Origin of the sequence: Streptomyces sp. NPDC046465 (assembly GCF_040646035.1) — a bacterium.
GTDB lineage: Bacteria > Actinomycetota > Actinomycetes > Streptomycetales > Streptomycetaceae > Streptomyces.
The window spans coordinates 235,895-248,401 of sequence record NZ_JBEYZK010000007.1; the positions used below are offsets into that span (position 1 = coordinate 235,895).

13 protein-coding genes are annotated in these 12,507 nt (G+C 70.2%); 8 read left to right on the forward strand and 5 right to left on the reverse strand.

Annotation, left to right across the window (positions count from 1 at the left end):
* Positions 1 to 190 precede the first annotated feature (190 nt).
* The 3 genes from phoU to ABZ953_RS13500 all read left to right on the forward strand — a co-directional run bounded on the left by phoU (position 191) and on the right by ABZ953_RS13500 (position 2,211).
* Complete coding sequence (gene phoU, locus ABZ953_RS13490; RefSeq protein WP_361721598.1) at positions 191 to 877, forward strand: phosphate signaling complex protein PhoU; 687 nt, start codon at positions 191 to 193, stop codon at positions 875 to 877.
* Positions 878 to 1,624: 747 nt separating this feature from the next.
* Positions 1,625 to 1,819, forward strand: a complete 195-nt coding sequence (locus ABZ953_RS13495) for a hypothetical protein (RefSeq protein ID WP_361721601.1) — start codon at positions 1,625 to 1,627, stop codon at positions 1,817 to 1,819.
* A gap of 176 nt (positions 1,820 to 1,995) precedes the next feature.
* A complete protein-coding gene (locus ABZ953_RS13500; protein WP_361721604.1) occupies positions 1,996 to 2,211 on the forward strand; it encodes a hypothetical protein in 216 nt (71 codons plus the stop codon).
* A gap of 28 nt (positions 2,212 to 2,239) precedes the next feature.
* Here ABZ953_RS13500 and ABZ953_RS13505 read toward each other — a convergent pair whose 3' ends face one another.
* Positions 2,240 to 2,998, reverse strand: a complete 759-nt coding sequence (locus tag ABZ953_RS13505; protein ID WP_361721933.1) for a GntR family transcriptional regulator — start codon at positions 2,996 to 2,998, stop codon at positions 2,240 to 2,242.
* A 193-nt stretch (positions 2,999 to 3,191) separates the two neighbouring features.
* Here ABZ953_RS13505 and ABZ953_RS13510 point away from each other — a divergent pair, with 193 nt between their 5' ends.
* A complete protein-coding gene (locus ABZ953_RS13510; protein WP_361721607.1) occupies positions 3,192 to 3,629 on the forward strand; it encodes an ATP-binding protein in 438 nt (145 codons plus the stop codon).
* Positions 3,630 to 3,908: 279 nt separating this feature from the next.
* Here ABZ953_RS13510 and ABZ953_RS13515 read toward each other — a convergent pair whose 3' ends face one another.
* Positions 3,909 to 4,670: a phosphoglyceromutase gene (locus ABZ953_RS13515; RefSeq protein ID WP_361721610.1), complete on the reverse strand. Its 762-nt coding sequence runs from the start codon at positions 4,668 to 4,670 to the stop codon at positions 3,909 to 3,911.
* A 190-nt stretch (positions 4,671 to 4,860) separates the two neighbouring features.
* Between ABZ953_RS13515 and ABZ953_RS13520 the strand changes: the two genes are divergently transcribed.
* Positions 4,861 to 6,150 carry an MFS transporter gene (locus tag ABZ953_RS13520; RefSeq protein WP_361721613.1) on the forward strand — a complete coding sequence of 430 codons (1,290 nt, stop codon included), beginning with the start codon at positions 4,861 to 4,863 and terminating at the stop codon, positions 6,148 to 6,150.
* Here ABZ953_RS13520 and ABZ953_RS13525 read toward each other — a convergent pair.
* Together ABZ953_RS13525 and mshA are read right to left on the reverse strand one after the other, a co-directional pair.
* Positions 6,125 to 6,619, reverse strand: coding sequence for a YbjN domain-containing protein (locus ABZ953_RS13525; protein WP_361721616.1), 495 nt, complete (start codon positions 6,617 to 6,619; stop codon positions 6,125 to 6,127). The two genes, ABZ953_RS13520 and ABZ953_RS13525, sit on opposite strands and share 26 nt — an antisense overlap.
* A complete protein-coding gene (gene mshA, locus ABZ953_RS13530; RefSeq protein WP_361721619.1) occupies positions 6,612 to 7,958 on the reverse strand; it encodes a D-inositol-3-phosphate glycosyltransferase in 1,347 nt (448 codons plus the stop codon). Before mshA ends, ABZ953_RS13525 begins: the two co-directional genes overlap by 8 nt.
* A 156-nt stretch (positions 7,959 to 8,114) precedes the next feature.
* Between mshA and ABZ953_RS13535 the strand changes: the two genes are divergently transcribed.
* The 3 genes from ABZ953_RS13535 (at position 8,115) to ABZ953_RS13545 (ending at position 11,994) form a co-directional block, all read left to right on the forward strand.
* Positions 8,115 to 8,915, forward strand: coding sequence for a class I SAM-dependent methyltransferase (locus ABZ953_RS13535; RefSeq protein ID WP_361721622.1), 801 nt, complete (start codon positions 8,115 to 8,117; stop codon positions 8,913 to 8,915).
* A gap of 341 nt (positions 8,916 to 9,256) precedes the next feature.
* On the forward strand, positions 9,257 to 10,318 hold the full coding sequence (locus ABZ953_RS13540; RefSeq protein WP_361721625.1) for a C40 family peptidase: 1,062 nt from the start codon (positions 9,257 to 9,259) through the stop codon (positions 10,316 to 10,318).
* Between the two features lie 332 nt (positions 10,319 to 10,650).
* Positions 10,651 to 11,994 carry a fused response regulator/phosphatase gene (locus tag ABZ953_RS13545; RefSeq protein WP_361721628.1) on the forward strand — a complete coding sequence of 448 codons (1,344 nt, stop codon included), beginning with the start codon at positions 10,651 to 10,653 and terminating at the stop codon, positions 11,992 to 11,994.
* Between the two features lie 62 nt (positions 11,995 to 12,056).
* Here the strand turns inward: ABZ953_RS13545 and ABZ953_RS13550 are convergent, their stop codons facing one another.
* Positions 12,057 to 12,395 (reverse strand): DUF2516 family protein, encoded by a 339-nt coding sequence (locus ABZ953_RS13550; protein ID WP_361721631.1) that lies wholly within the window; start codon positions 12,393 to 12,395, stop codon positions 12,057 to 12,059.
* Positions 12,396 to 12,507 lie beyond the last annotated feature (112 nt).

Sequence of the window (12,507 nt, forward strand, 5' to 3'; positions counted from 1 at the left end):
GGGACGGTGCTGGTTCACTTCCCCCGACCGGGGCGCGGCGGGTACGGGCCGGGTCGCCGCCCTACGTCGCCCACAGTTCACCTTGATGACGGGGGTGATTCATTTGGGGTGCCGGAAACGGACGCGTCCGGCCCGCACCGTGGGAGCGTAGGGGCCAGCCCCCTGAGACGTACGAGAGAGGGACAGCCACATGCGGGACGCGTACCACGAGGAACTTGACTCGATCGGCGACAGCCTGGTCGAGATGGCCCGCCTCGTCGGGTCCGCGATCGGGCGCGCCACGACGGCCATGCTCGACGCCGACCTGAAGATGGCCGAGAGCGTGATCGCCGCCGACCAGAAGGTCGACGATCTGCAGCACGACCTGGAGGCCCGCGCGATAGCCCTGCTCGCGCGCCAGCAGCCCGTCGCCACCGATCTGCGCATCGTCGTCACCTCGCTGCGCATGAGCGCCGACCTGGAGCGCTCGGGCGACCTCGCCCAGCACGTCGCGAAGCTGGCGAGGCTCCGCTTCCCGGACTCGGCGGTGCCGCGGGACCTGCACGCCACGATCCTGGAGATGGGCCAGCTCGCGCAGCGCCTGATGGCGAAGGCGGCGGAGGTCATCATCACCAAGGACGTCGACCTCGCGCTCCAACTGGAGCAGGACGACGACGAGATGGACCAGCTGCACCGCACGCTCTTCCAGCACCTGATGGACGACCGCTGGAAGCACGGCATCGAGACGGCCGTCGACGTGACGCTGCTCGGCCGCTACTACGAGCGCTTCGCGGACCACGCGGTGTCGGTGGCGAAGCGCGTCGTGTACCTGGTCACGGGCGAGCACGCGGACGAGATCCAGTCGACGGGACCGGCGCCGGTGGAGGGCGGGGCGTAGGGCTGCTGCCGCACGGCATGTGCTCCATGCGCCTGTGCTCCACGCGCGCCTGTGCCCCGCGCGCCTGTGGCCCGCGCGCCTGTGCCCCGCCCGACGTCGTCAGGACGCCGCGCGGGGCACAGCCGTGTGCGCTCCTGCCGGTCCTTCGGTCAGCCGCAGCCGCCCCCGCACTGGCAGGGACCACCGGACTGGCAGCCACAGCCGCAGCCGGAGCCGCAGCCGCAGGCACCCAGAAGTACGAGGGCGGGCAGCCCAGGCGTGTCGACCGGCTGCTCGGGGACGGGTTCGCGCATAGGGCACTCGGCCATGGTCTCCTCCTCGAAGGCGTACGACGTACTGCCTGTTGCCCATTGCATGCCCACGCGGGCGGGGCGCATCAACGGCGCACGCGCGCGTGGTCTGTTGCGCGAAGATCAGCCATGCCAAGCCCCGCCACCTGATCCTGAGGGCGCAGGGTCACCGGAACGACGCGGGCGGCTTCGACCGCGACGCCATGGAAATCATCCGGAACTTCACCATGGAGTACCTGTTCCCTGTTCCCGTACCTGACGACGCCCTTCCACACCCTCAGGAACGACCACGAGCCGAGGATGCGGAGGGCTTCCGGTACGACGTGCGTCTCCCGGCACGGCGTGCACACACGGCGGCAGAACCGAGCCGAAGGAGCGCGGCGAGCTTCACTTCCTGGCCGCCGTACGGTTCGAGCTCCAGCACCTCTACGGGTGGGCCGACGCCGAGTTCGCGGAGATGTCCTGGGACCTGCTGCAGGAGTACCACCAGGTCCTCGACGCGGCGACGGGCAGGCACTTCGGCGTGGCGAAGAAGGTCTCCACGCACGCGTGGGCGTACCACATCGCAGGGAGGCGCCTGGCGAAGCGCAAGGGCGAGACCGGCCCGATACCGCCGGACCACCCGCGGACGGGAACATGGCCGGTCCCCTGACCTAAATCCTGCTCGAACTTCGCACCAGTCCGCGTTGTGCATCGCTTGAGCCGCGCATCGATTCGGCCCCGAGAGAGCGCATTGCTGCCAACTACAGGTAATCGGACGGACACGGGGTGGAGTTAGGGGTTACACAGGAAGGCCGGGACGTTACTCACGTGCAGGGGGCCTGGCCAATGGTGCTGACGATCAACGTAGCGGTGCTCCTGGCAGTCATCCTCTTCTTCCTGCTGCGCCGCAAAGTGCAGGCCAGGAGCCGGGGCGACCAGATGGTGACGATGGCGCTCGCAGTGGCGTTCGGAGTGGTGGTCGCCCCGACGGACTTCGGCCATAGCATCCTGAACGCGGTGGGCCAACTCGCGGAGGGCATAACGGATTCGGGGTCACCGTGAGGTGCGGCGCCCACCGCGAGGAAAGCGGCTAGGCGTCGAAGTCATACTCCAGGACGTACGAGGCGGCGTCCAGCGTCATTTCGTTGACCTCGACGGGGCGTCCTTCGGTCGTGAAGGCCGTACGGCAGATGACCATGACAGGGGTGCCCTCCGACATGCTCAAGCGCGCCCCTTCGTCCTTGGACGGCATGCGTGAGCGAATCTCTTCGCGGAAGTGCACCGGTTTGTGGCCGAGGTCGGCGAGCCTGGCGTACGTTCCGCCCTCCCCGGTGTCCTCTCGGGTGATCGCGGATCCGGCGACCAGGAGCATGGGCAGGTAGCTCGTCGCGAGCAGGACAGGCTTGCCGTCCAAGACGAAACGCCGGCGCCTCACGCACACCGGTTCCTCGGCGGCCAACTCCAAGACCGCACCAATGCGTTCGGGTGCGGCCTCCCCGGACACGGTGACCTGGTCCACTTCAAGAGAGCGGTCCTCGATGTCCGCCGACCAGATGGAGCGGCCGTTACCCCACTGCTGCTCGGCCAGCCGCTGGATGCCTCGACGCCGCAGCGGGCGAAAGGTGCGGACGAACACACCTGCACCCTTACGGGCTTCAGCGAGGCCTTCATCCCGAAGGACACCCAGGGCCTGGCGTGCCGTCATGCGGGCAACGCCGTGCGTGGTCATGAGGTCGTTCTCACCCGGCAGTCGATCACCGGGACCGTACTGGCCCGCCTGGATCGCCTCGCGCAAAGCGTCGGCGATCCGCTGGTACTTGGGCCGAGGGCCGTCTTCGGTGTGGGCCATCCCGTAGGCCTCCTCCCGCTCATCTCTAGACACCTTAGGCCACAGGTTGGGCGTTCGTTCGCTGCGAGTAGTCACCTGTGCAGGCGTCTACCCTTTCCGCATTTTCGATTGACGTCTCTAGAGATGCTGGAGAGAGTGAGATGTATAGAGAGGTCACCCTCGGGGCCTCTGGAGCGAGAGGTGCAGGACGCTGATGACCTACACGATCGACCACAATCCCTGCGAAGAGTCGCCGCGTCTCGGTGCGATGACTCTGCGCCCCGTCGCAGAGTCCGTGCCTCGGGCTCGGCGCTGGTTCCGGAAGTTCATCACTCCGTACGACCCCGCCTGCTCCGTCGACGACTGCGTCCTGCTGATCTCGGAGCTCGTGACCAACGCCGTCGTCCATGGCAGGTCGGACGAGCCCTGGGTCGTTCGGGTGGAGTGGTTCCGCAAGGGTGGTTCCCTCCAGGTCAAGGTGCACAACCCGGGACTCCCGGAGAACGTACGGCTCAGGCGCCCCGATGCCAGCGACGCGCACGGCCGCGGGCTGCTCCTCGTCGACTCTGTCGCCGACTCTTGGCACGCCGGAGCCAGCCGCTTCGGCGGAACCGTGGTCTCCTTCAGGATGGCCGACGCTTGGCCGTCCTGAGCGCGCGCTGGTCCGGCAACTACGGCCCATGGGGCGGCCGCGCCCGCGTGCAGGCCCAGGTCAGGGCAGCGCAGCGCGCAGGTTTGAGAAGCTCACCGGTGGGTGCCTCGGCGGGCCGGCATGTCGTCGAGGTCTTCGAAGTCGGAGCGCGTACGACACCGAGGGGCGGGTCGTTGAAATCTGCGGCTCCGTCATGTTCACAAGAGGCCGTAACGAGAAGCCCCTGCCTGCGGAGATCCGCAGGCAGGGGCCGCAAGCGTCCGGCTTGAAGCGTCGGAGCTACTTCTTCTTGCCCTGGTTCTTGACTGCCTCGATCGCTGCCTTCGCGGCGTCCGGGTCGAGGTAGGTGCCGCCCGGGTTCAAGGGCTTGAACTCGGCGTCCAGTTCGTAGGAGAGCGGAATGCCCGTGGGGATGTTCAGGCCCGCGATGTCCTCGTCCGAGATGCCGTCGAGGTGCTTGACGAGGGCGCGGAGGGAGTTTCCGTGGGCCGCGACCAGGACCGTCCTGCCGGTGAGGAGGTCGGGGACGATGCCGTCGAACCAGTAGGGGAGCATGCGGACGACGACGTCCTTGAGGCACTCCGTCTGGGGGCGCAGCTCGGGCGGGAGCGTCGCGTAGCGGGGGTCGGAGAACTGGGAGTACTCGGCCTCGCGGTCCAGCGCCGGGGGCGGGGTGTCGTACGAGCGGCGCCACAGCATGAACTGCTCCTCGCCGAACTCGGCGAGCGTCTGGGCCTTGTCCTTGCCCTGCAGCGCACCGTAGTGCCGCTCGTTCAGGCGCCAGCTGCGGTGGACCGGGATCCAGTGGCGGTCGGCGGACTCCAGCGCCAGCTGGGCCGTGCGGATCGCGCGCTTCTGGAGCGACGTGTGGACCACGTCGGGGAGCAGGCCGGCGTCCTTCAGCAGCTCACCGCCGCGGACCGCCTCCTTCTCGCCCTTCTCGTTGAGGTTGACGTCCACCCAGCCGGTGAACAGGTTCTTCGCGTTCCATTCGCTCTCGCCGTGGCGGAGGAGGATCAGCTTGTACGGTGCGTCGGCCATGCCTCTGAGCGTAATCCAACCGCGGGGGCCCTCGCGCGCGCGGGCGTGGGTGCATACGGCAGGGGTGACAGTTGACGGCTCCCGTCAATTGAGTGGCTGTCCGGGGCACGCGCTCGTAATGTGCGAGTGCCGCATGAGCCACTTACATGCATGAGTCACTTACGTCACTTACATGTTCCGGGGGATACCTATGCCGTTCACCGCCGTGAGACGCGCCGTCAGCGAGAGCGTCTCGGGTCTGCCCCGCGCCTTCTGGTGGCTGTGGACGAGCACCCTGGTCAACCGGCTCGGCGCCTTCGTCGCCACCTTCATGGCCCTGTACCTCACCCTGGAGCGGGGCTATTCGGCCTCGTACGCCGGTCTCGTCGCCGCCCTCCACGGACTCGGCGGCGTCGTCTCCTCGCTGGGCGCGGGGGTCATGGCCGACCGGCTCGGACGGCGTCCCACCCTGCTGATCGCCCAGGCCTCGACCGCCGTGTCGGTGGCGGTGCTCGGCTTCGTGCAGCACCCCGTCGCCATCGCGGGCGTCGCCTTCCTTGTGGGCATGGCGAGCAACGCCTCCCGCCCCGCCGTGCAGGCGATGATGGCCGACATCGTGCGCCCCGAGGACCGGGTACGGGCGTTCTCGCTCAACTACTGGGCCATCAACCTCGGATTCGCCGTCTCCTCGGCCGGCGCCGGGTTCATCGCCTCGTACAGCTACCGGGTCGGCTTCCTCATCGAGGCCGCCATGACGATGGCCTGCGCGATCGTCGTCTTCATGAAGCTGCCGGAGTCGCGGCCCGTGCGCACCGCCCTGGAGAAGGCGTCCGAGCCGGAGACCGGCCTCGGGGCCGTCCTGCGGGACGGGCGGTTCATGAGCGTCGTCGGCCTTTCCTTCGTCGTCGCGCTGATCTTCCAGCAGGGGTCGGTGGGCCTGCCGGTCGCCATGGGCGCGGCCGGATTCACGCCCGCCGACTACGGCATCGCCATCGCCGTCAACGGCGTCCTGATCGTCGCCCTGCAGATCCCCGTCACGCGGTTCATCGAACACCGCGATCCGCGACGGCTGTTGGTGATCTCCTCGGTGCTCGCCGGGTACGGCTTCGGGCTCACCGTGTTCGCCGGTTCTGTCGGCGTCTTCGCGCTCACGGTGTGCGTGTGGACGCTCGCCGAGATCGTCAACGCGCCGACCCAGACCGGCCTGGTCGTACGGCTCTCGCCCACCCACGGACGCGGGCGCTACCAGGGCATGTACACGATGTCGTGGTCCGTCGCCGCGCTCGTCGCTCCGCTGATGTCGGGCACGATGATCGACCGGTTCGGGGCGGAGTGGCTGTGGGGGGCGTGCGCGGTGCTCGGGACGGGGGCGGCGCTGGGGTACTGGGGATTGATGCGGGGGCTTCCGGCGGAGGAGGCCGTCGCGGAGGTTGTGGTGCCGGTGGTGCCGGTGGCGGCGGACCCGGCGGCGGGTTCTAACCTCGCTGCGTCAGATGCGTGAACGCGTCAAGGTTCCGCGTCGACTCCCCCCGGGAGACCCGCCACTCGTACTCCTTACGGATCGCCGAAGCGAACCCGAGTTCGAGAAGCGTGTTGAAGGAGTCGTCCGAGGCGGAGAGGACCGCCCCGAGGAGGCGGTCGAGCTCGGCGGGAGTGACCGCTGAGAGCGGCAGCTTGCTGGCGAGGTAGATGTCGCCGAGGGAGTCGATCGCGTAACTGACGCCGTAGAGGCGGAGGTTGCGCTCCAGGAGCCAGCGGTGGACCGCTTCGTGGTTCTCGTCGGGGTGCCGGATCACGAAGGCGTTCAGGGAGAGGGAGTGATTGCCGACCCGCAACGAGAGCGTCGTCGAGAGTTTCCGCGTACCCGGCAGCTTCACCACGTACGAGCCGGGCTCGGGCGCCTCCCACTCGAGCTCGGCGTCGTCCAGGGTCCGCTCGATGATCGTCGCGGTGTCTGCCTGCTCAGCCATGGTGCGAGCGTACGTGACGCCGGAAATCGTGCATGGCGGCGGTGTAGACGTCCGCCGTCGCGTTCGCCGCCGTGTCCCAGCCGAAGGACTGCGCGTGCCGGGCCGCGGCCGCCCCCATCCGGTCCACGAGGTGGGGCCGGTCGGCGAAATCGCGCAGCACGCGCGCGTAGTGGGCCGGTTCGTGGCCGGAGATCAGGAAGCCGGTCTCCCCGTCGCGCACGGCGACGGGCAGGCCGCCCACCGAGGCCGCGAGGACCGGCGTGCCCGCGGCCTGCGCCTCTATGGCGACGAGACCGAAGGACTCGCTGTAGGAGGGCATGACCAGGACCGAGGCCGCCCTGAACCAGTCCGCCAACTGCTCCTGGCCGACCGGCGGCTGGAAGCGGACGACGTCCGCGATGCCCAGCTTCGCGGCCAGCTTCTGCAGCCCTTCCGGCTTCGCGAGGCCGCTGCCGCTCGGGCCGCCGACGATCGGGACGACGATGTTCGAACGCAGTGCGGGCCGCTCGTCCAGGAGCACGGCGACCGCGCGGAGCAGCAGGTCCGGAGCCTTCAGGGGCTGGATGCGGCCCGCGAAGAGCGGTACGAGGGCGTTCTGCGGCAGGCCGAGGCGGTGCCGGGCGGCGGCGCGGCCGTCGGCGGGGCGGAACCGGTCGAGGTTCACGCCGGGGTGGACGACGGCGACCTTGCCGGGCTCGGCCTCGTAGTGGCGTACGAGCTCGTCGGCCTCTTCGGCGGTGTTGGCGATGAGGCGGTCGGCGGCGCGGACGATCTGTGTCTCGCCTATGACGCGGGCGGCGGGCTCGGGGGTGTCGCCCGTGGCGAGCGCCGCGTTCTTGACCTTCGCCATGGTGTGCATGGCGTGGACGAGGGGGACGCCCCACCGTTCGGCCGCGAGCCAGCCGACGTGGCCCGAGAGCCAGTAGTGGGAGTGGACCAGGTCGTAGTAGCCGGGGCGGTGGCCCGCCCAGGCCTGCATCACGCCGTGGGTGAAGGCGCAGAGCTGGGCGGGCAGCTCTTCCTTGGCGAGCCCTTCGTAGGGGCCCGCGTCGACGTGCCGCACGAGGACGCCGGGCGCCATCTCCACGGCGGGCGGGAGCCCTCCGGTGGTGGCGCGCGTGAAGATCTCGACCTCGATGTTGATCGCGGCGAGGCGCTTGGCGAGCTCGACGATGTAGACGTTCATGCCGCCCGCGTCGCCCGTGCCGGGCTGGTGCAGGGGTGAGGTGTGCACGCTGAGCATGGCCACGCGGCGCGGACGCCGGTGGGCGCCGGGGATGCGGAGCCGGGAGGGTGCCGCCGGGGAGCGACGCCCGAGCCTGGACACGTACTGGCTCACGTGGCGTTCCTCCTCGTGTACGGGCATGACAACACGGAGGGCGTACGGTCCTCCGCAGGGAGAACACCGGAGGTCGCTGCTCCATTTCCGCCCCGGCTCTTTTTGCCAAAGCATTACGTGGAGTTCTCAACCGTTGCCCCCGCATACCCTTCTCCCATGGCCCCACGCACCCCTCCCCGCCCCGTGGGAACGGTGACGCGCGGGACCACGAACCCGAACCGGCTGCGCCGCATGGACCGCTGGATCGCCGCCACGCACGGCGCCGCGCTGCGCCGCTCCCCGGACCCCGTCGCCGTCGACCTCGGCTACGGCGCCTCCCCTTGGACGGCGGTCGAACTGCTCCTCAGGTTGCGCACCGTCGCGCCCCACGCGCGCGTGGTCGGCATCGAGATCGACCCGGCGCGGGTCGCGGCGGCCGCGCCGTACGCGCGCGAGGGCCTCTCCTTCCGGCACGGCGGCTTCGAGGTGCCGCTGCCGGGCGCCTCCCCCGTCCTGATCCGGGCCGCGAACGTCCTGCGGCAGTACGACGAGGAGCAGGTCGCCGACGTCTGGGAGCGGCTCCGCGCCCGCCTCTCGCCCGGCGGGCTCCTCGTCGAGGGGACCTGCGACGAGATCGGGCGCCGGCACGTGTGGGTCGCGCTCGGGCCCGAGGGGCCGCGCACGGTGACCTTCGCGACGCGGCTCGGCTCCCTGGAACACCCCTCCGACCTCGCCGAACGGCTGCCGAAGGCGCTGATCCACCGGAACGTGCCGGGTGAGCCGGTGCACGCGTTCCTACGGGACTTCGACCGGGCCTGGGCGGCCGCGGCGCCGTACGCCTCGTACGGGGCACGGCAGCGGTGGATCAGGGCGGTCCGGGATCTGACCGCCGACTGGCCGGTGGCCGACGGGGTGACGCGGTGGCGGCAGGGGGAAGTGACGGTGCGGTGGGAGGCGTTGGCACCGCGGCGTCCCTGAGCCGACCCGCACGGCAACTCCGGGTCGCCCCCCACGGCGCCCCTGATCCCGACCCGCACGGCACCCCAGAGCCGACCCCCACGGCGCCCCAGAGCCGACCCCCACCGCGCCCCTGACGCCACGCCACCCGGCGCGCACCGCACTCCATTTCGCCCCCCCCCGCACCCTCACGCCCCCACGTGACCAGCGGGGAACGATCTCCGCGTGCTGTTCGTCACATGGGGCGGGCGGAGGGATTCAAGTGTCCGCCGGGCTCTGTCCTATCGGGCTCCGGCATGGCACCATCCCGATGGCGAACCATAAGTTACTGACGGTAAATCAGTTTTCGGGGGTGGCGGGGCGTGACTGGCAAGCGATACTCGACGGCGACGGCCGTGGCGCTGATCTGCGCGGCGACGGTGCTGGCCGCACCGGGGACAGCCTTCGCGAGTCCGGCGAAGCCACCGCCCGGCCCGACTCCCCGCACCGACACGTCACTTGAACAGGTCCGCAAGGAGATCGACGACCTCTACCACGACGCGGGCGTGGCCACGGATGCGTACAACGCCGCCGAGGAGAAGGCCGACAAGCAGTCCGAGCAAATCGTGAAGCTGGCCAAGGACATCGCCGACGGCCAGGCGAAGCTCAAGAGACTGCAGGCCCACGCGGGCGCCGCGGCCCGCGCGCAGTACCGCGGCGGCGGCATGCCGGACGAGGCCAAGCTGGTGCTCAGCGAGGACCCGGGCGAGTTCCTGGACGGCGCCGGACGCATGCGGCAGGGCCAGAAGGCCACCAAGGGCATGCTGACCGAGCTGGAGCGCACCCAGGACGACCTGCGGATCTACGCCAAGGACGCCACCGCCCGCTGGAAGAAGCTGGAAGCCAACCGCAAGGCGAAGGCCGCGTCGAAGAAGCAGATCAAGAAGAAGATCGCGGCCGCCGAGAAGATCGAGTCGACGCTGGAGAAGAAGGAGCGGGACCGGCTGCGCACGCTGGAGGAGAACGCCGCCCTCAAGAAGCAGTCCGCGTGGGTGAGTTCGGGTGTCCTCAAGGACATCAACGGCAAGGCGTCGCCGCAGGGCAAGAAGGCCATCGAGTTCGCCACCGCGCAGATCGGCAAGCCGTACGTGTGGGGAGCCGAGGGCCCGGGATCGTACGACTGCTCAGGGCTCACCTCCAAGGCCTGGTCGGCCGCGGGCCGCGGCATTCCGCGGACGTCGCAGGAGCAGTGGAAGCAGCTGCCGCACGTGGACGTCAAGAACATGCGCCCCGGCGACCTGATCATCTACCACTCGGACGCGAGCCACGTCGGGATGTATCTGGGCGACGGCGCGATCGTGCACGCCCCGCGGCCGGGCCGGGACGTGACGATCACGGGAGCGGGCTCGATGCAGATCCTCGGGGTCGTACGCCCGGACAAATAGCCTCGACAGCTGCCCCCGCCCCCTATCCGCGCCTCCCCCTCCGACGCGCGGGCCCGAAGCAGCCGCGCGCGGGTGACCCACGTGTGACCCCCGTGTGACCCCCCGTGTGACCCACTCCACCCCGCCCCGCCCCTCTCAACCTCCGCGGCGTGATGTTCGTCATCCCTGGCGGGGGCCTGCCGTGCCCAATTGCGTTCCTGGATGCGGCATATGACGGTGGCCGTCTGCCGCGCGGCATTCCAATGGAGGCTCGGCTACCGCTATGGTCCCCGTCGGTGCTGCGTCGACCTGCGCGGCACCACGCCCTCGGGGGGAGGGAAGGAAACCAAGCGATGCCCGTACCCATACCGCGGCAGAGAGCGATCCCGGCCGCGGAAGGCGGTCAGGCTCATCCGGCGCCTCCGTACGCCCCGGCGCCCCCCGCACCCGAACACGCACCCACACCCGCCCACGAGCGCCCCACGACCGACAAGGACACCGGCAACGGCTCCGGCCTCACCCTCCTGGTGATCGAGGACGACCCGACCGGCTCCCTGAGCGTTCCCGAACTCCTCGACTCCGCCGGCAAGCCCATCCGCATCCGCACCGCCCGCAACCTCACCGAGGCCGAGCGGCTGCTCACGGACGACGTGCACTGCATCCTGCTCGACCTGGCCCTGCCCGCGCCGGGCGCCACGGAGACGGACGAGGACGAGCTCGTCGCCCTCCAGCACGTGCTGCGCCTCGCGCCCCGGCACGCCGTCCTCGCGCTCACCGCGGACGACGAGTCCGAGCGCGGCGCCGAGGCCGTACGGGTCGGCGCCCAGGACTACCTGTTCCGGGACGAGCTGGACGGGCGGCTGCTGAGCCGCACGATCCGGTACGCGGTGGAGCGCAAGCGCGCCGACGTCGCCCAGCGCCAGCTGACCGAGTCACGGCTGCACGCACAGGAGAACGCCCGTCTGGAGCGCGGCCTGCTGCCCACGCCCCTCCTGGACGGCTCCCCGCTCCGCTTCGCCGCCCGTTACCGCCCCGGCCGCTCCCGCGCGCTGCTCGGCGGCGACTTCTACGACACCGTGCGCACCCCGGACGGCTCCGTGCACGCGATGATCGGCGACGTCTGCGGTCACGGCCCCGACGAGGCCGCGCTCGGCGTGGAGCTGCGGATCGCCTGGCGCGCGCTGACCTTCGCGGGGCTGTGCGGCGACGAGCTGCTGTCGACGCTCCAGAAGGTCCTGGAGCACGAGCGCGCGGACGACGAGATCTTCGCGACGCTCTGCACGGTCGACATCGCCCCCGACGGCCGCCGGGCCGGACTGTGCCTCGCCGGGCACCCGGCGCCGCTGATCGCACGCGAGGGCCGCCTCGCCGAGCTGCTTCCGTACGAGGACGGCGGCCCGGCGCTCGGCCTCCTGCCGCGGGCCCGCTGGCCGCGCCGCCAGGTGGAGCTCGGCGGCGCGTGGAGCCTGATGCTCTACACGGACGGCCTGATCGAGGGCCGCATCGGCCGGGGGAACCAGCGTCTGGGGCAGGACGGCATGGTGGAGATGGTCCGCCGCCAGATCGCCGAGGGCCTCTGGGGCGACGAGCTGCTCGAAGCGGCCGTGAACGAGGTGCGCGAGCTCAACGGCGGAGATCTGACGGACGACGTGGCGGTACTGCTTCTGGACCGGTACCGGTCACCCGGCGGACGGTGAAGGAACGTTCCTCGCCTTGCCTCGCCGCGGTATCGGTCACGGCCCCGCGGTATCGGCTACGGCTACCGGCCGCCGTTGTAGGGACCGTACGGGCCGTCGCTGCTGGAGCCGCCGCGTCGGCCGCCCCGTCCACCGCCGGTGATCTGCTGGATCGCGGGGCGCACGTCGACCATGTACACGATGGTGGCGACGAGCCCGATGATCGGCAGGAACGACAGGATCGGGAAGAGCAGGTTCACCACGAAGGCGATGCCGAGGATGATCAGCCAGAACGGCTTGGTCTTCTTGTCCGCCGCGCGATAGGCGTCCTCGCGCCGGACGGCGGCGTCGATGAGCGCGAATCCGCTGAAGACGATCAGGGCCAGCGACAGCAGCCACATGAAGTTCGCGAACCCTTGCATCAGCACAACGTCCACCACCAGTCTCGGCTCATCGATTACGCGGACACGGTACCCGCTACCCCGTCAACGGGGCGGGCACCTCGGGAGTGCCCGCCCCGTACCCGCCTCGTAC